This is a genomic window from Pseudomonas sp. NIBRBAC000502773, from assembly GCF_006517195.1.
GTDB classification, from domain to species: Bacteria; Pseudomonadota; Gammaproteobacteria; order Pseudomonadales; family Pseudomonadaceae; genus Aquipseudomonas; species Aquipseudomonas marginalis.
Genome location: NZ_CP041189.1, coordinates 22,512 through 43,174 on the forward strand (window position 1 = coordinate 22,512; position 20,663 = coordinate 43,174).

A 20,663-nucleotide genomic window follows, 5' to 3' on the forward strand; every position below is an offset into this window, starting at 1 on the left:
GCACAAAAACCAACACCCTGCCCTTCGGCCTGTTAAAAAAACACCAACACCCCCGCTTAATAACAAGTAAGCCTATGTTTTTAAACACTTTTAACAGATGGCATAGCCCTTGCTCTCCAGCCTTCCCACCAGAGCTTGAACTCAACAAGCCGTCCTCTATCAAGGCCCAACACCTTAAACTACTGGAGTATTTCCCATCATGAATGCATCACGCGCCACAGGTCGCCGACCCAGTAAGGCCTTCGCCCACACGTTGTTGTTTATTGCCCTGTACGAAGCCGCCAGCTACAGCAGCCTGACGCTCGCCGCCGACGCGCCGGCCAGCGATAACCCCTTGGACACCGTTGTGGTGATCGGCAACCGTGGCCAGGCGCGCACCCTGGCCGAGAGCCCGTCACCCGTGGACGTGATCTCCTCCAAACAACTGCTGGCCACCGGGCAAGGCGATCTCACCCGCGCCCTGAGCAAGGTACTGCCATCCCTCAATCAGCCAGCATCGTCAGGCTTCGGCTCAACGTCGGTGGTGCGCCCGATCAGCCTGCGTGGCCTCAATGGCGACCAGGTGCTGGTACTGGTCAACGGCAAGCGTCGCCACAACAGCGCGCTGCTCAATAACGGCACCTACCTCAACTCCGGCTCGCAACCGGTGGACTTGGACATGATCCCCACCGCTCTGGTGGATCATGTCGAAGTGCTCCGTGACGGCGCCTCGGCCCAGTATGGTTCGGATGCGATTGGTGGCGTGGTCAACATCGTGCTCAAGCAGACCGACCACGGCGGCAGCCTGTCCACCAGCTACGGCCAGAACTATGAAAACGGCGACGGCGAAACCGCGCGCCAAACCGGCAATGTCGGCCTGGCGCTGCCCAACGACGGCTTTATCAACCTCGCCCTGGACGTGAAGAAACAGAAGATCTCCGACCGCTCCGACAACGCGCCCTATACCGACTCGGCCGGCAACACCAGCCTGCAACACACCTACTACGGCACCGGCCTGCCCGAGGCACGCAACTTCAGTTTCGGGTACAACGCCGAGCTGCCGGTGGACGATGCCCTCACGCTCTACTCATTCTCCACCTACACCCGCCGCAACTCGGAAAAACCGCTGGCTTTCCACCAGCCCGCCAGTTTCGATGGCATCCGCACCCCCTTCCCCGAAGGCATCGAAGACACCCTGCGTTTTATCGAAAATGACTTCCAGGTAGCGTTTGGCGGCAAGGGCGAACTCGCCGGCTGGGACTATGACCTGTCCAGCACCTATGGCCAGGACCATGCCGAAGCGACCCTGCGTCACACCTACAACCTGAGCTACGGCCCGGACTCGCCGACCTCGGTGGACACCGGCGTCAAGACCTTCAGCCAATGGACCAACAACCTCGATCTGACCCGCGCATTTGACCTCGGCCTGCACAAACCCACGCAAATTTCCTGGGGCCTGGAGCAACGCTACGAGAACTACAAGATCGGCAAGGGTGACCTCGCCTCCTACGCCAGCGGCCCTTTCACCACCGGAGCCAGCGGTGGCCTGATCGCACCGGGCACCATCTCCGGTGCCGGTACCACCCCGCAGGATGCTGCGCAAAAAGGCCGCACCAGCCTCGCCGGGTATGGTGAGATCGGCCAGGACTTCACCGATAAATGGCACGTCGACCTGGCCGGTCGCTACGAGCACTACAACGATGGCTCGGGCACCACGACTAACGGCAAGTTCTCCACCCGCTACCAACTCACACCGATCCTGGCAGTACGCGGCACCTTCAGCACCGGTTTCCGTGCGCCTTCGCTGGCCCAGCAGATTTACAGCTCCACCTCGCAAACCAGCGTCAACGGCCAGCTGTTCGACTACCGTAACGTTGCAGTCAACTCCGACGTGGCCAAGGCGCTCGGTGCCGAGACTCTCAAACCTGAGAAGTCCACCAACTTCAGCCTGGGCCTGACTCTGCAACCGACGGACGCCACCAGCATCACCCTTGATGCCTACCAGATTAAAATCAAGGACCGCATCGCGCAAACCGGCTACCTGGGCGGCACACCGCAAATCAGCGCAATCCTCGCAGCAGCGGGTCTCAACCCGAACCAGGCGGTGACCTATTTCACTAACGCCCTCGATACCACCACCCGTGGCGTCGACCTCGTCGGAGACTACCGCCAGAGCATCGGTGCCTACGGCAACCTGCGTTACACCTTGGGGTTCAACTGGAACACCACGCAGATCGACGACATCCACGCCTCCAGCGTGGCCCAACAAGCCCTCGGCCCAACCGGTGGTTATGACCGTCAGCGCCAGGGCAACCTCAAGTACGGTTTGCCGCAATCCAAACTGCTGCTGGGCACCACCTGGACCGTCGACAAGTTCGAGATCGGTCTCAACCTGACCCGCTACGGCGAGTACACCCAGTACGGCACCGCCGAATCCTTCGACCGCACGTTCTCGCCAGCGTGGATCACCGACCTGAACATCGACTACCACCTGACTCCGGCGATCACTCTGAATGCAGGCGCCAACAACCTGTTCAACAAGTACCCGGAACGCACTGACCTGGCCAGCAGCTCGGGCGGCTTTCCCTATGGCAACTTCTCGCCCTACGGCACCACCGGCGGCTACTGGTACACCGGCGTGACGTACAACTTTTAAGCCAGCCTGCGGAGCCGGTTCACCCGCTCCGCACCTGCCCCTGATGGGAGCCTGTTCATGACCCGCCGCACCGACAAACTCAAACTGGGGGCCTTCCTCGCCAACAGCGGCCACCACGTCGCCGCCTGGCGCCACCCGTTGGCCCAAGCCGATGCCAGCCTGGATTTCGACCATTTCAAACACATTGCGCAAACCGCCGAGCGCGGCAAGTTCGTTGCAGTGTTTATTGCCGATGTGGTCGCCTTGTGGGGCCACCATCACGATGCACTGAGCCGTACGGCCCGCGCCGAACACTTCGAACCGCTGACGTTGATGTCGGCCCTGGCTGCCGTCACAAACAACATCGGGCTGATCGCAACCGCGACCACCACCTACAACGAGCCGTACCATATCGCGCGCAAATTCGCGTCCCTGGATCACCTGTCCAAGGGACGTGCCGCCTGGAACCTGGTGACCTCGGTGGTCTCGGATGAAGCGTGGAATTTCGGCCGCGAAAACCACGTCGACCATGGTGACCGCTACCAGCGTGCCGAAGAGTTCCATGACGTGGTCAAGGATCTGTGGGACAGCTGGGACGACGACGCCTTTACTCGCGACAAAGCCAGTGGCGAGTATTTCGACCCGGCCAAATTGCACACCCTCAACCATCGCGGCAAGCACTTTGCCGTACGCGGCCCGCTCAACGTGGCTCGCCCGCCCCAGGGCCACCCGGTACTGGTGCAGGCCGGGGCATCGGAGCCGGGCAAACAACTCGCCGCCCGGGTTGCCGAACTGATCTTCGCCCACTCGCATAACCTGGAAGGCGCCCAGGCGTTCTACCAGGACATCAAGGCACGTGCCGCTGCCCTCGGCCGCGACCCGGATCACGTCAAAATCCTACCCGGCGTCACACCGTTTATTGCCGATACCCGTGAACACGCCAAGGTGCTGTTCGAAGAGTTCCAGGCGCTGATCGACCCGGTGCTGGGCCTGCGCCTGCTGGCCGACACCTTGGGCGATGACATCGACCTCTCCGGCCATGACCTTGACGGCCCATTGCCGGAAACCCCCGTGGGCCAGCGCGGCAGTCGTCGGGACAAGGTGCTGGAATTGGCGCGCACGGAGAACCTGAGCATCCGCCAGCTGTACCTGCGCCTGGCCGGCGGCAACCCTGTCGTGGGTACCGCCGAGGACGTTGCCGATCACTTTGAGGCATGGTTCCAGGCGCGGGCATGCGATGGCTTCAATGTGTTCTTCCCGTACTTCCCTGGCGCCATCGACGTGTTCGTCGATCAGGTGATTCCGTTGCTGCAGGCGCGTGGGCTGTTTCGCCAGGAATACGAGGGCACCACCCTGCGCGAAAACCTCGGCCTGCCGCGCCCGGACAACCGCTTTACGGGAGAGAGGGCATGAAACGCAGCGCCTGGATGCTCGCCTTCGCCAGCTTAATCGCCCCCAAAGCCTTCGCCTTGAACATCTTGCTGAGCAATGACGACGGCTATCAGCATCCGAACATTCGCGCACTCTACACCGAGCTGAAAGCCCAGGGCCATAACGTGAAAATCGCCGCGCCTCAGAGTGATCAGAGCGCGCGAGGCGGTTCGTTCTTCTTCGGTCGCGAAGTGAGTGTTGGGCAAGATACCGACCCCGCTTACCCCGACAGCTACTACATCAGCACCACCGACAACGGCATATGCCAGAGCACCGAGTGCGCCGGCAAAGCAGTCCAGATCGAAATCAGCGGCACGCCGGTGATGGCACTGCTGATGGGCCTGAACAAAGTCCTGCCACATCCCGACCTGGTGATCGTCGGCCCCAACCCCGGCAATAACCTCGGCGCGATCAATATGGCCTCCGGCACCTTCAATACCGCGAGCGTGGCGTTGCAGCGGGGCATTCCGGCATTGGCGGTGAGTACTGATCTGAAGGAGAAAGACCCGCAGCGCGCCGCCCGACTGGTAGCCACACTGGTGCATGCCCTCGACCAGCATCGCCAACCCGATGGCGCGCTGCTGCCGCCGGGCCTGGGCTTGAATATCAACCTGCCCAAGGATGCGCAGATAAAAGGCGTCAAACTGACCCGCGTTGGCAGCTATGTGGGGTTTGAGGCGCTGTACACCGATGATCTCAAGCAGTTCAACCTGCCCGGCAAACCCGGCATCGGCTTCCAATACAGCCCCGCCGCTACCGCTGCGCAACAGAACGATGAAGCGGTGTGGCTGAACAAGGGCTACCTGACCATCAGCCCGTTCAGTGGCCTGCCGGAATCCGTCAGCGCAGGGCCAGCACTGCAAAAGCAGTTGGCCCATGAGGTGAAACCATGAGTGCAGGTTTTTCCCTCGGGTTTCTGAGCCGGGTCTATAGCCCGAGCGCTGATCCCAAGGTCTACCGCGACACCCTGGAACTGTTCAAGGTTGCCGAAGCGCTGGGCTTTGACAGTGGCTGGTTGGCGCAGCACCACTTCGCCAGTGAAAAGGGGCGCTTGCCGTCGCCGTTGGTAGTGTTGGCGGCCGTCGCCCAGCACACACGGCATATCAGCCTCGGCACCGGGATTATCGTATTACCCCAGGAGGCGCCGCTGCGCCTGGCGGAAGACGCCGCCGTGCTGGACTTGCTGTGCAACGGCCGACTGGAACTGGGGCTGGGTGCGGGTTTTGATCCTGAGACCTTCGTCGCCTTCGGCCGCGAGCATGAAACACGGCATCGTGACTACGAGCAGCACCTTCAACAGTTGCTCAATGCGTTTGGCAACGCGCCGCTGACCGACAGCGGTTCCCGCCTCCTGCCACGCACCAGCGGCTTGAGCCAGCGTGTGTGGGAAGCCACCTCGCGGGTGGAACTGGTAGCCGAACGTGGCCACGGCCTGATCATGGCACCCGATCCGCATTTGCCTGCCGAAGCCGGTGTTGAACGGGTGAACCGCTACCGCAACGCCTGGACCGGCGACAACGGCACGCCCGCCCGGGTCGCACGGGTGCAGGCGTTGCTCCCCGCACCGGACGACGCCACACGCCGCGATATCCAGGCCTATGTGCAACGCCAGCAAAGCATCGGCGTACTCAAGGGCACGCTGGACGTTGACTTCGACACCACCCTCAAGCGCCTCGGCGTGTTGCACGGCCCGGTGGAGCAGATCATCGAGCAATTGCAGCAAGGCCCGCCATTGACAGCCCACGACCAACTGATCCTGCAGGTACAGACCACCAGCACGCCGCTGCGCGAGGCGATCCGTGCCCTGGAGATCATCCGCGAACACATCGCACCCGCACTGGGCTGGCAACCCACAGGAGTCCCGTCATGACGTTCAAATTGGGTTTCCTCAGCCACGCTTTTGGTGATGACCCGCAGCAGGTCTACCGCGACCTGATCGAACAATTCGAAGTGGCTGAAGCCCTCGGCTTCGACGGTGGCTGGATTGCCCAGCACCACTTGAGCAATGGCTTTGGTCGTCTTCCTTCACCCTTGGTGCTGCTGGCGGCCGTTGCCGAACGCACGCGGCATATCGAACTGGGCACCGGGGTGATTGTGTTGCCATTCGAAGACCCGATCCGCCTGGCCGAAGACGCCAGTGTGCTGGACGCCCTGAGCAGCGGGCGGGTGCAATTGGGCCTGGGCAGTGGTGGCGCCAACCTCGATAACTTCAGCGCTTTTGATCGCGCCCCAAGCCGGCGCCAGGCGGATTTTGCCGAGCGTCAGCAACGTTTACAGCGCCTTCTGGAAGGTAAACCGCTGACCGGCGAATTGACGTTGCAACCGCCTGCCATCGGTCTGGGCGAACGCCTTTGGCATTCCCACGGCAGCACTGACGGCGCGGTCTATACCGCCCGACAAGGCAATGGACTGCTGCTGGGCACCGCCACCCATGATCCGCTCAGCGTGCAAAAGCCTTTGGCGGACGCCTACCTGCAAGCCTGGTCCCGCACTGACCGCGCACCGCGTATCGGCGTGGTGCGTGCGATTTTCCCCGCCATCGACCGCGCCAGCGCCCAGGCCGAACTGTCGGTGGATATCGAGCGGCATATCCCGCGCCTGCGACGTGAGGGCCTGATCGACGAAGCCTTGGATTTGCAGGAACACCTGCGCTTGATGAACGTGCACCACGGCCATCCCGATGAAGTGATCGAAAGCTTGCAACAGGACCCGTCGCTGCTGCCTTATGCTGACTACATGATTGCTGTGGTTCAGGCCGAAAGCTCGACCCAGGCACAAATACTCAAACGTTTGGAAATCCTGGCCCAGGATATCGCCCCGGCCTTGGGTTGGAAAAAACCATGAATAATGGAGCTTATGCATGCCCCTAGAATTCAGTTGGTTGATGCCCCTGTGTACCCCTGACTGGGCGGCGCGGCCGGGACAATGGGTTCAATTGGCCCAGGCTGTGGAATACGCCGGGCTCGATGGCCTTTGGATTCCCGGCGGCGCGTTATGTGCCGACAGCCTGGGCGTGGCGGCAGCCTTGTGCGCGCATACACGCAACGTGCAGTTGTCGGTGAGTGTGCCGCCGGAAGTGATGCTGCCAGCCGCGCTGGCCACTACCCTGCAAAGCCTGCAGTCGATCAGCGGCCACCGTGTACGGCTACATTTACCCAATAGCGAACACAGTGCCTTTGGGGAGTGGCTCAACCGCGACCAACGCAGCGAACGCATTGGCGAATATCTGGAACTGCTGCAACACCTGCTGGCGTCCAACACCGAAGGGTTCGACTATCAGGGCCGTTATTTCCAACTGGAGAACGCCGGCTTCACCCGCCGCGAAATACCCGCCCCATCGTTGCTACTGGACGACACCCAGAGCCATGCGTTGGTGGCGGCACATGCGCGGACCTGCCTGTTAGCGCCTGGCCACCCATTACGACTGGCCCAGGAGATACAGCGCTGGCGGCAGGTCCAACCTACGCTCGACTTTGCCTGCACGTTTGGCTTGATCCTCGGCGACAGCGAAGACCTCGCCTGGGAGACCGCCGCCACTTTATTATCGGTTCCTCAATTGCCCGAGGAACCCCTGGCCACCCTGCCCCGAGCACGCCACCCGCTACGCCAGTGGGAAGTGCATCCCAACCTGCTGCAACGGGAAGCCGGCCAACCGCTGATCCTGGTGGGCACCCCGCAACAAGTCGCCACACGCCTGCAAGAACTGCACGGAATTGGCTTGAATCACCTGATCCTGGAGGGCGGGCCGTCAGTCAGCGAAGTACTGCGCTTTGGCGAACAGGTTTTACCGTTGCTTTTCCAACAGGGTTTGCGCAAGGAGCGCCTGCACCATGACTGATGATGTACGCCCACCGATCCAACTGGACTGGTTTTTACCCACCAATGGCGATGGCCGTCACCTCACCAGCAGCGGCTTGCCAAAGGTCGGGTTGTTCCAGCAAGGCGAGCGTGCACCGACGCTGGACTACCTGCGCCAGATTGTACGCGCCACCGAGCAGGCCGGTTTCGACGGCATCATGGTGCCCACCGCTGCCGGGTTTGAAGACCCGTGGTTAATCACTGCGGTGCTGGCCCAGGAGGTGCGCCGCCTGAAATTCCTCCTGACGCTGCGACCGGGCACCGAGCTGCCAGCCTATACCGCCCACCGCGCGGCGACGTTGCAACTGCTCAGCGAGAACCGCCTGGCGTTGCATGTGGTGACCGGCTCCAGCCGTTTTGAACAGCGCTCCCTCGGGGATTTTCTCGAACACGATGAGCGTTACGCACGCACTGCAGAGTTTTTGCAGGTGTTCCAGGCCGTATGGGCAGCCCAACCGCCTGCGCATCAGGGACGTTACTACCGCAGCGGCATTCAAACGCCGATTGCGCCGGGCGCACGAGTGCCGCCGATTTACTTTGGCGGCGCCTCCGAAGCCGCCGAGCGTGTCGGTGCGGCCCATGGGCAAACTTATCTGATGTGGTGCGAACCGCCGGTGATGATCGCCGAACGCATCCAACGCATGCGTGACCTGGCTGCCGCCCAAGGCCGTACGCTGCGCTTCGGTCTGCGTCTGCACGTGTTCGCCGCTGTCACTGACGACGCGGCGTGGGCCCACGTGGAACGGCTGTTGGAAGAAATCCCGACGGATACCATTGACCATGCACAACGGCAGATGGCGGCGTATGAGTCGGTGGGGCAAAGCAGGCAGACGCAGTTGATGCAGGGCCGTGGGCGCGGCGCTCGGGAACTTGAGGTGTCAGCCAATCTTTGGGCCGGAGTAGGCTTGGTACGCGGCGGCGCAGGAACAGCGTTGGTCGGCAGTTATGCGCAGGTGGCAGAGCGAATCGAGGAGTACCACCAGTTGGGGGTGGACAGTTTTATTCTGTCGGGTTTTCCCCATTTGGAGGAAGCGATTCACCTGGGCGCGCAGTTGCTGCCTCAGCTGCGCCGTATAGGTAACCCACCCAGCCAGGTCAAACAAGGTTGAACGCAGATCAGGGTTTTGCTCGGCCTTTGAGCATGCCGTGATTGACCAGTAAGGTGCGCATGGCGTTGCGGGTAATACCCAGCAGTTGCGCGGTGCGTAACTGGTTGAAATCGCAGTAGGCAAAAGCCTCGCGAACCATCAGCTCCTCAATATCGTGCAAGAGCGAATCACCTGGAACGTCGAACAATCGCAAAAACTGTTCGCGAAGCACTTCCTGAGGAAGCTTTTGCACCCCGTTGGAACTTGCGCCTTGCAATGCACTAAGGCCTGCCGAGAACTTCAAGTGCTCGGGGCGGACCGGTCTGTCGCCGGCCACCAGTAAAGCCAAGTGAACAACGTTCTCGAGCTCTCGGATATTCCCCGGCCAGGGATAATCGAGCAGCGCCTGAGTAGCCGACTCCGAAAGCATAGGCTCATTGATTTTAAGGCGGGCGCTGTAGAGTTTCCTGAAGTGTTCCACCAACGGCAGAATGTCCAAGGGACGTGCCCTTAACGGCAGAACTTCCACTTGGGCGACGTTTATTCGATAGAACAGATCGAGCCGAAAATTGCCAGCTTCAATGGCCTGTTCCAAATTGACGTTGGTAGCCGTCACCAATCGGATGTTGATCTTGATCGGTTTGCGCGAGCCGACCCGAACCACTTCCTGTTCCTGTAGGACACGCAGCAATTTAACTTGCAAAGGCAGCGGCAGATCACCAATCTCATCGAGAAACAGTGTCCCTCCATCTGCCTCCTCGAACCAGCCGGCTCGCCGACCGACAGCTCCGGAAAACGAACCGGCCTCATGGCCAAAAAACTCGCTTTCAGCCAGGGTCTCACTGATCGCACCGCAATTGACCGCAATAAAAGCGCCAGTGCGGCCACTGCTCGAATGGATGTAGCGCGCCACCAACTCCTTACCGGTGCCCGTCTCTCCATTGATCAACACTGGCGCGTCACTGGGCGCCACCCGCTGCAGATACTCCAGCAACTGCCGAGACCGGGGGTCGGCAAATACCAGCGCTTTCGCTCGGATTGAAAGAGGATCTTTATCGCCCTGAGGCAATGTCAAAATCGGGCTGGGGTGTCCGCGCGGGATGTTCATAGACAATTTCCAATGGCGGCCATGAAGGAATTAACAGTACTTTACTGCTCGCGCCATATAACAATAAATATTAAAAAAACATGAGGATATAACCTTGCACCATAGCGACTGAGGCGTCAGGTACAACCAATCGCCTACTCGCATGAACGATCAAAAACAACCATTGCTTTAGTTGCGGATAGATCAGTTAAATTCTCGCTGACGCTCCCAACTCACCAATCTTTTCCAGTCGCGCCCGGACAATGTTGCGGCTGATATTGAGCAGGCGCCCAGTTTGCAATTGGTTGCCATGGCAGTACCGGTAAGCAGCACGAAAGATCGTCTCTTCAATATGCTCGTAAAGGTCGGGAATATTCTGTTCGAATAACGCATTGAGGGCCGTTTCCAAGTCCACGGGACCGCTGAGGGCGGCTGGAGTATGGGTAGCCTCTTCCTGGCGAATACCCGAGGATCGCATGTCCACCAGATGAAGATCCGGCGGCTGCACCAACTGGTTGCGGCACACCAGCAAGGCGTGGTGAATGGCATTTTCGAGCTCGCGGATATTGCCCGGCCAGCTATGTTCCAACAGCTTTCGCTCAGCATCGATGCTCAACGTGGCGCGGTTGTACCCCAGTCGCTGGCAGTGCTCTTCGAGAAAAAATTCCGCCAGGGGCAGGATATCGCCCGGCCGCTCGCGCAGAGGCGGCAGTCGAATGGTGGCGACGTGCAGACGGTAGAACAAGTCTTCGCGGAAGTTACCTGCAACGACGGCATCGGCAAGGTTAACGTTAGTGGCGGCCACCAGCCGCACATTGATCGGGATCGGTGTCCGCGAGCCCAGGCGCACCACTTCGCGCTCCTGCAAAACGCGCAGTAACTTCACCTGCATGTTCAACGGCAGATCACCGATCTCATCGAGAAACAGCGTGCCGCCGTTGGCGGCTTCAAACCAACCGGCCTTCTGGGTGGTAGCGCCGGTGAACGCGCCTTTCTCGTGGCCGAACAATTCGCTTTCCACGAGGGTCTCGGCAAACGCGCCGCAGTTCACCGCCACGAAAGGTTCACGTCCGCGACGGCTCAGATGATGGATATGTCGTGCGACCAGTTCCTTGCCGGTCCCGGTCTCGCCAATGATCAAGGTATTGGCTTCGCTGGGCGCCAGGCGTTCGATACGTGACAGTAATTCCTGAGAGCGCGGGTCCTTGAAGACCAGCACGGTAGCACGCACCGACTTGGTCAATTCGCGAGGATTGGGGTGAGTGATCAGCGACATGGTGCGTTCCTGGCAGTAAAAGCGCGTACTCAATAGTGCATGAAGTTTTCTAGACCATTTAATTATAAATTAATATTTATATATTCCCTGATCGCATATACCAACAACATCACCTACCACTGCTGCTGGAGCAGCAACCGGCCAGCACCCACGTGTTCGTCAACCAGCAGCAGATCAGACAGGCCGTTGCTGCCTCAGACACTGCAGCCCATACAGCACGCGGCCTAGAGCGATTTTTCCGGCAGCTGGCATGCAATCTGCTCTCTCCCTCCCAACACGACCCCCTGTAGGAGCCGGCAAGCCGGTGCCTGCAAAGAGTTTTGAATTCAGGTAGGGAGAAACCTCATGAGAAATTTCTGGCACAGAAGCCTCATCGCTCTGTTCGGCCTACTGGCAAGCAGCGCGGCGCTCGCCGAGTCGGCTGCCCCGGCCTCGGTAAAAATCGCTATCGTCGCCTATACCCAAGGTGGCAAGCCAGTATTTGGCGGGATTGCCGGCCGCGTGATCGAAGACGGTTGGCTGGAGGCCCAACTGCGCGAGCGCGGGGTGAAACTCGAATGGATCGCCCTACCCCACGCCGGCGCCGGCCCGCAGATCAACGAAGGGTTCAGCAACAACAGCCTGGACTTCGCCGTACGCGGAGACCTGCCCTCAGTGATCGCCGGTGCCGGCGGTGTGCCGGGCAAGCTGATCGTGCCCGGCGGCAGTGGTAACAACATTTACCTGGTGGTGCCCGAAGGCTCCAGCGCCAAGACCATCGAAGACCTCAAGGGCAAGCGCCTGGCCCTGCACCGTGGCCGGCCTTGGGAGTTCGCATTCAGCAACTTCCTCGCCAGCAAGGGCCTGAAGCTCGATGACTTCAAGATCGCCAACCTCAACCCGCAGGTCGGCGCGGCAGCGGTGTCTGCCGGCAAGGTCGATGCAGCCGTGTTGCTCAGCGAGGCCTATGCCCTGGAAGACAAGGGCGTGGGCAAGATCATCTGGTCGACCAAACAGGGCAACAATGACTGGCGCCTGATCTCCGACCTATGGGGCACCGAGTCTTTCGTGCAGCAGCATCCAGACATCACCCAATTGCTGGCGACCGCCTGGGTCAAGGCAGCGTGGTGGATTTCTCAACCGCAAAACCAGGACGCCTATTACCAGCTGTCCTCTCGCGCCGGTACCGCTGAAAGCGTGCTGCGTCGCGACGACCAAAACGACCCGGTGGCCTGGAAGGAGCGCTGGGCGCCGAAAAGCGATGCGCAACTCAAGGCCCACTATCAGGCCCTCACCACCTACGCCCTGGCCAACCACCTGATTCGCGACACCTATGACATCGGCCCGTCACTGGCTACCGGCTTTACCAACCAGGCTTTGATCGACCTGAAACTCACTGACTACTGGCCGGCCCTGCGTGGCCAGGTCAGCACCAATCCTTGATAGGGAAATTGATAATGAAACTGCCGCATTCTTTCGCCTTCGGTCTCAGCGTACTGGCCTTGTCCATGAGCGCATTCGCCGCTGACGTATACGCCCCAAAACCGGACCCACTGCAAGGTGATGGCCGCGTCTCGGCGTTCTACACCTGGGAAAAAGCCATTCCGGCCATTCCGGGCAAGCTGTTGCGCAGCGAACCGCTGGACAAGACCATCAGCCTGGCAAACGCCGCCAGCGCCCAACGCATCCTCTACACCTCCACCGATGGTATCGATAATAAAACCCCAGTCGTGGTTTCCGGCGCGTTGTTCCTGCCCAAGGGCACACCGCCGGCCGGCGGTTGGCCGGTCGCAAGCTGGGGCCATGGCACAGTCGGCGTCGCAGATGTGTGTGCACCGTCCTGGCAAGGTCGCTCCTACCGCGATGTGGCGTACCTCAACCGCTGGCTGGCAGAAGGGTTTGCGGTGGTCGCCACCGACTACCAAGGGCTCGGCGTACCCGGCGGCCACCCGTTGCTGAACAGCCGCATGGCCGCCTACGGCATCCTCGACGCCGCCAAGGCCGTAGTTGCAGGCGTACCTGGGTTGGCTGACAAGGTATTGATCGTCGGCCAGTCCCAAGGCGGGGCCGGCGCGTTTGCCGCAGCGGCCTATGCCGCCACTTACGCCCCGGACCTTGGCGTCAAGGGCAGCATCGGCACCGGCGTGATCTACACCCTCGACTACGCGAAAAATCCCAGCGAGGAAGTGCGCAATAAAGTCGACCCGACCCTGGCCTACGGCTTCTACACCTTGCTCGCCGCCCAGCAATACGACCCGAGCATCAACCCGGCGGACTTCTACACCGACAAGGCGCTGCCCATCTTCGAACAGGCTCGCACCAGCTGTCTGTTCGCTCTAGAAGGCGACGTGGAGGGCCTGGGCCTGAGCATTGCCAACACCAAGAAAGATTACAAAGGCAAACAGCTCGCGCCGTGGCTCGCGCAAGTCGCCTACCCCACCCTGAAAACGTCCAAACCGGTGTTCATCGGTACCGGTGCCGAAGACGTCACCCCAGCCGCCGCGACCCAGGTCAAGCTGATGCAGGACGCCTGCAACGCCGGTTCCGTAGTCGAGGGCCACCTGTACAAAGGCCTGGGCCACAGCGCGACGGTCAATGCCTCGCTCAAGGACTCGATCCCATTCGCCCACAAAGTCATCAATGACCAGCCGATCACCCCAGTCTGCGCCCCAACCGCGCAGTAAGCAGGAGGCTTGCATGAGCATCGAATTTTTTACTCGCCTGCCGCTGCACGGCGAAACCCAGTTCCTGCCGGGCGACCCGCGTAACCGTGGCGACTGGCATCGGGGCGGTCCCGACAGCACCGGGGCTGTGTCCGGGTTCAGCGTGGGCGACCACTTCACTTACATCGACTACCTGGGCCAGATCGCCAAGGCCGCCGAGATCAATAAGTTCGGCGGTGTGTTGATGGTCAACGCGCCCAGCGGCGAAGAGCCGTGGACGGTGTGCTCGCTGCTGGCCCGCGAAACTCGTACCCTGCAATTCGTCACCGCGTTCCAGCCCTACCACTACACCCCATGGGTGGCCGTGCAGCAGGCGGCGACCTACCAACGCGCCACCGGCAACCGCCTGGTATGGAACATCATCAACGGTGGCTCGGACGCGATCCAGCGCCAGGTCGGCGACTACAGCGACCACGATGCACGCTACGAGCGCGCCACCGAATTCATGGACGTGGTCAAGGGCTATTGGCACAACGAGTCATTTCACTACGATGGCAAGTTCTACAAGGCCGACGGTGGGGGCTTGCGCGCGCCGCTGAAAAAGGCGCAGTTGCCGCTTATCTGCACGGCTGGCTCATCCATCGCTGCACGGGAGTTCGCCGCCAAGCACGCGGATTTCTACTTGATGCGTGCCGAGCACCCGGATGAAATCACCGCACTGATCGCCGACCTGCGCCAACGTGCGTTGAAATGGGGGCGCACCGATATTCGCTTTGGCCTGTCGATTGATGTGATCACCCGCGAAACCGATGAACTGGCACGCACTGAAGCCAAGCGTTTCTTCGACGAAGGCATCGCCCGTGGCGCGGTCAAGGCCGTGGCCGCCCACGCCGGGCTGCGCACCGCACGCAAACTGAGCTACGAGCATGGTTTTGCCGAGAAAAACGAGGCGCAGGGTTTCGAAGACTTTTTTATCCACCCGAACGTGTGGGCTGGCTTCGGCTATATCGGCATCCCACCGGGCTGCGCGCTGGTTGGCAGTTATGAAAACGTGGTGGCGCGAATTCGCGAATACAACAACCTCGGCATCGACCTGTTCTTCCTCGCCGGCTATCCGCACCTGGAAGAAGCCTACCGACTCGGCGAGCATATCCTGCCGCACTTTCGCAGCGAACGTTCAGTGTTGAGCCGCCCGCTGGAGCCGGTGCGCGAACTGCACTCGGCCAACGGCGGAGCCTGAAACCATGACCTTACTGCTGAGCCGTCGAGACTTTCTCGGCTACAGCGCGACCGCCGGCGGCGCACTGCTGCTGGCGGGTTGCGGCCCGAATAACGCACCGGCTGCCGCCACCGGCAGCGACCAGCCACGCTACGGCGGCCGCCTGCGCCTGGGGATTCTCGATGGCAACCAGAGCGGCAATCTGGACGCGCATAAACCGGTGGGCAGCGGCATCGTTCGTGGCTTTGCGCTGTATAGCAAGTTGTGGGAGTGGGATGAGCAAATGCAGCCGCGCTTGGCACTCGCCGAGTTCGCCGAACCCAACGCGGATGCCAGCACCTGGACCCTGCGCTTGCATCCGGGCCTGGAGTTCCACAACGGTAAGACCATTGACGCCGACGACCTGATGTTCTCGATCCGCCGTCTCACCGATCCGCAACTGGCCTCGCCGTATGCGGCACTGTTGCACTGGGTAGACCGCGACAACCTGGTCAAACTCGACAACCGCACCGTGCGCCTGAACTTTCGCGACGGCCGCAGCTATATGCCGCTGGCCGAAACCTGGGTCAACTTCGGCGGTATCGTGCCGGTGGATTACCACCCGGTCACCAATCCGGTGGGCGCCGGCCCCTACAAACTGAAAAGCTTCACCCCCGGCCAGCGCTCCCTGTTCACGCGTTTCGAGAATTACTACAAGGAAGGTAAGCCGTACGCCGACGAGCTGGAAATCATCGATTTCAAGGATCAGGTCTCACGCCTCGCCGCACTGCGCGCCGGGCAGATCGACATGGCCAACTCGATGCCCACCGAACAGTTGCCGATCCTGGAGAAGGACCCACGGTTGAAGGTCATCAAATCGGTGACCGGCAACTGGCTGTCCTTCGATATGAATCTGGACAAGCCGCCCTTCAACGACCCGCGGGTGCGCGAGGCATTTCGCTTGCTGGCCGACCGCGAAGAACTGGTCCGTCGCGCGCTAAATGGCCAGGGCCGAGTGGCCAATGATTTGTATGCGCCCAGCGACCCCACCTTCAACCACAGCCTTGGCCCGCGACCGTATGCCCCTCAGCGCGCCGCACAACTGCTCAAGGACGCCGGCCAGGAAAACCTCGAGGTGGAACTGATCACCACCCCGGGTCCAGGCCTGAGTTCAGCATTAGTGCTGGCTGAGCAGGCCAAGCGCATCGGCGTCACCCTTAAGGTCAAGCAAGTAGACCTCGCCACTTTCCAGGGCCCACTGAAAAACGATTGGACCCTGAGCACCGGGGGCAGCATCGGTGCACCGTTCCTCGCCAGTGCAATCCACACCGACGCTCCCTTTGCAGTATCCAACAAGACCCACTTCAACGACGCGCAATTCAGCGAACTGTTCCTCGCCGCCATGGCCCAGCCCGACCTGGAAAAACGCAAGGTTCTGGTGCATCAGGTGCAGCAGATCCAGTACGAACGCGGCGGCATGTTGATCTGGGGGTATGCCGACCTGCTGGACAGCTTTTCCACGCGCGTCGGTGGGGCCCAGGCAGAACAGTCGCTGTTCAGCACCTGGCGCTTCGAGAAGCTCTGGCTCAAAGACACGGCCTGACACCTCATTCCCCGCAGGAGCCCGACTTGCCGGCGATAAGGCCCCCAAGCCTTGCCGATCAACCGGGCGCCTACGAGGCATCACATTGATACCCATTTTCGACAGGAGTCATTTCTGCCATGCACGCTATCGCCTTGCGTTTTCCCCTGCTGCTGGCAGTCACCCTGCCGCTGCAGGCTTTTGCCACCGATACCCAACTGCAAACCGTGACCGTGCAGGCAAGTGCCAGCGAGTCGGATGACGACGCACTGCCCACCCGCCCGCCGACCTCAGTGTACGGTGGCACGGAAACCAAAGTGCTGGACACGCCGCGCTCCGTGGTGCAAATCAACGCCGAGCAATTGGCGAGCGGCGCGATCCATAGCGCCGACGACCTGGTCAAATATGCGCCCGGCATCACTCGGGGCGGCGGGCAAAACGCGGGTATCGCACCGCAGTTTCGTGGCCAGGGTTCGGAGATTTTCCAGGACGGCCAGCGTGGTTACGCCGTGCGCCACCCCGCCAACTTCAACGCCTATGAAGGTGCGGACATCGTTGCCGGCCCGTCCTCGGTGACCTACGGCTCGGTATCCGGCAGCGGCGGCTACGTCAACTACCTGAGCAAGAAACCCGACTTCAACGCGTTCAAGACCAAACTCAGCGGCGAGCTGGGTTCGTGGGTTCCAGACGGCACCTCACGCAGTTCCAACAAATTCAGCATCGACAACACCGGGCCTCTGAGTGACAACCTGGCCTACCGCATGAGCATCACCAAGCAGCGCCAGGAGGACTTCTATGACAATGTCGAGAACAATTTTGACGCCTTCTATGGCGCGTTGGCCTGGCGCAACGACAACGTGCGCGTCGACTGGAACGCCAGCTACGACAATTACTACGACTACAACATCACCCACGGCTGGAACCGCGCTACCCAGGACCTGGTGGACAACGGCAAATACTACGCCGGGCGCGCCACGCCGATTATCCAGAACGGCAGTACCCTGTGGTCGCCGGTGCTGGCTTCGGGCGCCGCCGATGCGCCAACACTCGGTTGGGTAAAACGCCAACGCAACGCCCAGGGCCAATACAGTGTGGTCGACGGCAGCTTCCAGACCGCCCCACCGAATACCCAGGCCAACCCCGGCAGCCTGCGTGGCTGGGTGTATGACCCGACGCTGGCGGGCAATGGCGAGCAGTCGCTGTCATCACAGACCGGGCAGCGCAAAGAGGACGAAAGCAGCTCGCGGCGCTTTACCACGCAACTGCGTATCGAGGCCGACCTGTCGCCGACTATCACCGTAGCCAACAGCACTTTTTATGAACGCTCCAAGGACATCACCGATGCCGTGGGCGCATTCCAGGTGCAATCGAAGGACAACATTTTCGATAACCGCTTCGAGTTCCGCTCGCGCAACGAGACCCAGCTGGGCGGCTGGACCCTGCGCGATGACAGCAACAGCGGCCTGATCTACCGCCGCGAATTCAACCAGTCGATTGCTGCGAACAACAGCTTTGGCTCGACCATTAATGCCTATGACCTGACCCAAGGCCCTTCCGGCAAAAACCCTGGTGACTTACTCGGCCTCAACGCCAGCAACCCTGCCGGCGGCAACGGCGCTTGGATCGGACAACCCGGCGTGCCGCAATACTCCAACTACTACGGCTGGCTCAACCTGCCGCCCATGTATGAAGCTGGGCACGGCCTGTACGCCGAATCGGTGGCGCCCTACACCGCTGAAAGCACCTGGACCACCAAAACCCTGTTCAGCCAGCACAACCTCAAGTACGGCGAGTATTTCGGCTTGAATATTGGCGCCAGCCGCAGCTGGATCGAGGCCGAGATCGACAACCCGTTCGTACTCGCCGGTGGCAACCGGCGCAAGGACAGCGACAATTACCGGCTGTTTGCTTTCCAGGTCAGCCCGTATGTAAAACCGACTGAAAACACCACGCTGTACTACACCTTCGACCGCTCGTTGGCGGTCAACACCGGGTTCTTTTCCAACGGCCTTGGCTGGGGCAGCGGCAGTGGCGCCAACCAGCTCAACCCGCTGGCGTTCCAGAGCTTGAGCGTGCTGCATGAAGTCGGGGTAAAGGTCGAAGCAGTGCCTAACCAGCTGTTCATGACGTTGGCGGCGTTCAAGCAAGCCCGCGACCAGGCACCTGACAGCAATAACAACATCGCGCGGCTGATGATCAAGGGTGTGGAAGCCACCGTGCGCTATCAACCGGACGACCACCTTCGCAGCGGTCTGAACCTGTCCAAGCTCAACGCCTATAACGAGTTCACCTCCCAGGCCGGATTTGCCTCAGCGGGGTTCATTCCCGACAACGGCACAGTGTTCGGCGATAACAATAGCCTCAACCAGCGGCCGTCCGGGCGTTTCGACGCGGTGCAGATTCCTGAATACACCGCCAGCGGGTATGTCGACTACCGCTTCGACTCAGGCTTTGGCGCCGAACTTTCAGGCTGGTGGACCAGCAGTTGGTACCTGAACCTCAGCAAGACCGTAAAGATCCCGAACGAATACAACCTCGATCTCGCCGTGTACTACCGCCAACCGCAATGGAGCACCACGTTACGGGTGCTCAACCTGACCAATGAACTGAACTTCGTCAGCGGACTGGCCGGTTCCACCAACACTTTTTTGCAACCCATGCCTGGCCGCACCTTGTTGGCCCAGGTCGACTATCAATTCTGATCCGCACCAGGAGCACGTTATGTCTATCGAATTTGTCGGCATGATTTTCCCTCGCCAGTGGTCCGAAACCCGTGGCGTTCGCAGCCCGGATTTCGACCTCGACTTTATCCGTCACCATGCCCGCGCCCATGAGCATGCAGGCTTCGACCGTGTGCTGATCGCCAGCGGCCCCGGCAGTGCCGACAGCCTGCAAATTGCCGCGTATGCGGCGGCGCACACTGAGCGATTGGGCTTCATGATCGCCCATCGCCCCGGCCTCACCGCGCCGACCGTCGCTGCCCGCTCGTTTGCCACGCTGGACCATACCACTGGCGGCGGGCGCATTCGCTTGCACGCGATTACCGGCATTACCGCCGAGCCACAGGACGGCGACTTTCTGCTGGACAAGACCGAACGCTACAGGCGCACCGATGAATATCTGGAGATTGTGCGACGCACCTGGACGGCCGAAGAGCCGTTCGATTTCGAAGGTGAGTACTTCAACATCAAGGGTGCGTTTTCACCGGTCAAACCGTTGCAACAGCCGCATATTCCAATCTCGTTTGGCGGCTCTTCCGACATTGCCTATCAGATCGCGGTGAAGCATGCGGACCTGTATGCGCTGTGGGGCGAGCCATTAAGCGGCGTGGCTGAGCAAATTGCCAAGCTGAAGGCGGCAGCATTAACAGCGGGTGTTGAAGCGCCACGGGTCAGTTTGTCGGTGCGGCTGATTTTGGGGGCAACAGAGGAATTAGCCTGGCAACGCGCCGAGCAGATCCTGGAGCAGATCAAGGCCAATCCACAGTTTGCGGCGGGCAGTCCGTGGCAGAAGCGGCTCAAGGGCACCGGCTCCGAACGTCTGTTAGCGGCGGCGGCGTTGGGTGATCGTCATGATCGCGCGCTATGGATGCCGACGGCGACAGCAGTGGGCGCTTATGGCGATACCACCGCGCTGGTGGGTACCCCGGAAACGGTGGCGCAGGCACTGCTGGATTATGTGGACCTGGGCGTTACCACGTTCTTGAATCGCGGTTATGACCCGCTGTACGACACCGTGGATTATGGGCGGTGGATTATCCCCGCAGTGCGTGAAGAGGCGTTGCGGCGCAAGGCGAAAATTGCTTAACGACGGCTGAAGCCATCGCCGGCAAGCCGGTTCCTTCAAGGGGTTTGTGTACCTGTAGGGGCCTGCTTGCCGGCGATCAC

At 60.9% G+C, this 20,663-nt stretch carries 15 protein-coding genes; 13 read left to right on the top strand and 2 right to left on the bottom strand.

Going from position 1 to position 20,663, the window contains the following annotated elements:
* Positions 1-199: 199 nt before the first annotated feature.
* Genes NIBR502773_RS00140 through NIBR502773_RS00170 form a run of 7 tightly spaced genes read left to right on the top strand, consistent with a single transcriptional unit; the run spans position 200 to position 9,012 of the window.
* Entirely contained in the window at positions 200-2,635 is a 2,436-nt protein-coding gene (locus NIBR502773_RS00140) for a TonB-dependent siderophore receptor (protein ID WP_115488684.1), read from the top strand.
* Between the two features lie 57 nt (positions 2,636-2,692).
* Positions 2,693-4,027, top strand: coding sequence for an LLM class flavin-dependent oxidoreductase (locus NIBR502773_RS00145; RefSeq protein WP_141155004.1), 1,335 nt, complete (start codon positions 2,693-2,695; stop codon positions 4,025-4,027).
* Complete coding sequence (locus NIBR502773_RS00150) at positions 4,024-4,938, top strand: 5'/3'-nucleotidase SurE (RefSeq protein WP_141155005.1); 915 nt, start codon at positions 4,024-4,026, stop codon at positions 4,936-4,938. The genes NIBR502773_RS00145 and NIBR502773_RS00150 overlap by 4 nt, the downstream gene beginning before the upstream one ends.
* The gene (locus NIBR502773_RS00155; RefSeq protein WP_141155006.1) at positions 4,935-5,915 is read left to right on the top strand and encodes an LLM class flavin-dependent oxidoreductase; all 981 of its coding nucleotides are present in this window, start codon (positions 4,935-4,937) and stop codon (positions 5,913-5,915) included. Before NIBR502773_RS00150 ends, NIBR502773_RS00155 begins: the two co-directional genes overlap by 4 nt.
* Positions 5,912-6,889 carry an LLM class flavin-dependent oxidoreductase gene (locus NIBR502773_RS00160; RefSeq protein ID WP_141155007.1) on the top strand — a complete coding sequence of 326 codons (978 nt, stop codon included), beginning with the start codon at positions 5,912-5,914 and terminating at the stop codon, positions 6,887-6,889. Before NIBR502773_RS00155 ends, NIBR502773_RS00160 begins: the two co-directional genes overlap by 4 nt.
* Positions 6,890-6,905: 16 nt before the next feature.
* Positions 6,906-7,883, top strand: a complete 978-nt coding sequence (locus NIBR502773_RS00165) for an LLM class flavin-dependent oxidoreductase (RefSeq protein ID WP_065941410.1) — start codon at positions 6,906-6,908, stop codon at positions 7,881-7,883.
* Entirely contained in the window at positions 7,876-9,012 is a 1,137-nt protein-coding gene (locus tag NIBR502773_RS00170; RefSeq protein ID WP_141155008.1) for an LLM class flavin-dependent oxidoreductase, read from the top strand. Before NIBR502773_RS00165 ends, NIBR502773_RS00170 begins: the two co-directional genes overlap by 8 nt.
* Before the next feature lie 7 nt (positions 9,013-9,019).
* Here the strand turns inward: NIBR502773_RS00170 and NIBR502773_RS00175 are convergent, their stop codons facing one another.
* Both NIBR502773_RS00175 and NIBR502773_RS00180 read right to left on the bottom strand, forming a co-directional pair.
* Positions 9,020-10,099 carry a sigma-54-dependent Fis family transcriptional regulator gene (locus NIBR502773_RS00175; RefSeq protein WP_141155009.1) on the bottom strand — a complete coding sequence of 360 codons (1,080 nt, stop codon included), beginning with the start codon at positions 10,097-10,099 and terminating at the stop codon, positions 9,020-9,022.
* 187 nt (positions 10,100-10,286) lie between these two features.
* Positions 10,287-11,354, bottom strand: coding sequence for a sigma-54-dependent Fis family transcriptional regulator (locus tag NIBR502773_RS00180; protein ID WP_065941407.1), 1,068 nt, complete (start codon positions 11,352-11,354; stop codon positions 10,287-10,289).
* A gap of 345 nt (positions 11,355-11,699) precedes the next feature.
* On the opposite strand from NIBR502773_RS00180, the gene NIBR502773_RS00185 reads away from it, so the two are divergent.
* From NIBR502773_RS00185 to NIBR502773_RS00210, 6 genes are all read left to right on the top strand, one after another.
* Positions 11,700-12,776 carry an ABC transporter substrate-binding protein gene (locus NIBR502773_RS00185; RefSeq protein ID WP_141155010.1) on the top strand — a complete coding sequence of 359 codons (1,077 nt, stop codon included), beginning with the start codon at positions 11,700-11,702 and terminating at the stop codon, positions 12,774-12,776.
* 14 nt (positions 12,777-12,790) lie between these two features.
* Positions 12,791-14,017, top strand: coding sequence for a S9 family peptidase (locus tag NIBR502773_RS00190; protein WP_065941405.1), 1,227 nt, complete (start codon positions 12,791-12,793; stop codon positions 14,015-14,017).
* 13 nt (positions 14,018-14,030) lie between these two features.
* Positions 14,031-15,236, top strand: coding sequence for an LLM class flavin-dependent oxidoreductase (locus NIBR502773_RS00195; protein WP_065941404.1), 1,206 nt, complete (start codon positions 14,031-14,033; stop codon positions 15,234-15,236).
* A 4-nt stretch (positions 15,237-15,240) separates the two neighbouring features.
* Complete coding sequence (locus NIBR502773_RS00200) at positions 15,241-16,797, top strand: ABC transporter substrate-binding protein (RefSeq protein WP_141155011.1); 1,557 nt, start codon at positions 15,241-15,243, stop codon at positions 16,795-16,797.
* Positions 16,798-16,916: 119 nt separating this feature from the next.
* Complete coding sequence (locus NIBR502773_RS00205) at positions 16,917-19,478, top strand: TonB-dependent receptor plug domain-containing protein (RefSeq protein ID WP_115488692.1); 2,562 nt, start codon at positions 16,917-16,919, stop codon at positions 19,476-19,478.
* Positions 19,479-19,497: 19 nt separating this feature from the next.
* The gene (locus tag NIBR502773_RS00210; RefSeq protein ID WP_141155012.1) at positions 19,498-20,583 is read left to right on the top strand and encodes an LLM class flavin-dependent oxidoreductase; all 1,086 of its coding nucleotides are present in this window, start codon (positions 19,498-19,500) and stop codon (positions 20,581-20,583) included.
* Positions 20,584-20,663 lie beyond the last annotated feature (80 nt).

Excerpts from the sequence above, each read along its gene's own strand:
- NIBR502773_RS00140 (WP_115488684.1), top strand. The coding sequence starts at position 200 with ATGAATGCATCACGCGCCACAGGTCGCCGACCCAGTAAGGCCTTCGCC.
- NIBR502773_RS00145 (WP_141155004.1), top strand. The coding sequence starts at position 2,693 with ATGACCCGCCGCACCGACAAACTCAAACTGGGGGCCTTCCTCGCCAAC.
- NIBR502773_RS00150 (WP_141155005.1), top strand. The coding sequence starts at position 4,024 with ATGAAACGCAGCGCCTGGATGCTCGCCTTCGCCAGCTTAATCGCCCCC.
- NIBR502773_RS00155 (WP_141155006.1), top strand. The coding sequence starts at position 4,935 with ATGAGTGCAGGTTTTTCCCTCGGGTTTCTGAGCCGGGTCTATAGCCCG.
- NIBR502773_RS00160 (WP_141155007.1), top strand. The coding sequence starts at position 5,912 with ATGACGTTCAAATTGGGTTTCCTCAGCCACGCTTTTGGTGATGACCCG.
- NIBR502773_RS00165 (WP_065941410.1), top strand. The coding sequence starts at position 6,906 with ATGCCCCTAGAATTCAGTTGGTTGATGCCCCTGTGTACCCCTGACTGG.
- NIBR502773_RS00170 (WP_141155008.1), top strand. The coding sequence starts at position 7,876 with ATGACTGATGATGTACGCCCACCGATCCAACTGGACTGGTTTTTACCC.
- NIBR502773_RS00175 (WP_141155009.1), bottom strand. The coding sequence starts at position 10,099 with ATGAACATCCCGCGCGGACACCCCAGCCCGATTTTGACATTGCCTCAG.
- NIBR502773_RS00180 (WP_065941407.1), bottom strand. The coding sequence starts at position 11,354 with ATGTCGCTGATCACTCACCCCAATCCTCGCGAATTGACCAAGTCGGTG.
- NIBR502773_RS00185 (WP_141155010.1), top strand. The coding sequence starts at position 11,700 with ATGAGAAATTTCTGGCACAGAAGCCTCATCGCTCTGTTCGGCCTACTG.
- NIBR502773_RS00190 (WP_065941405.1), top strand. The coding sequence starts at position 12,791 with ATGAAACTGCCGCATTCTTTCGCCTTCGGTCTCAGCGTACTGGCCTTG.
- NIBR502773_RS00195 (WP_065941404.1), top strand. The coding sequence starts at position 14,031 with ATGAGCATCGAATTTTTTACTCGCCTGCCGCTGCACGGCGAAACCCAG.
- NIBR502773_RS00200 (WP_141155011.1), top strand. The coding sequence starts at position 15,241 with ATGACCTTACTGCTGAGCCGTCGAGACTTTCTCGGCTACAGCGCGACC.
- NIBR502773_RS00205 (WP_115488692.1), top strand. The coding sequence starts at position 16,917 with ATGCACGCTATCGCCTTGCGTTTTCCCCTGCTGCTGGCAGTCACCCTG.
- NIBR502773_RS00210 (WP_141155012.1), top strand. The coding sequence starts at position 19,498 with ATGTCTATCGAATTTGTCGGCATGATTTTCCCTCGCCAGTGGTCCGAA.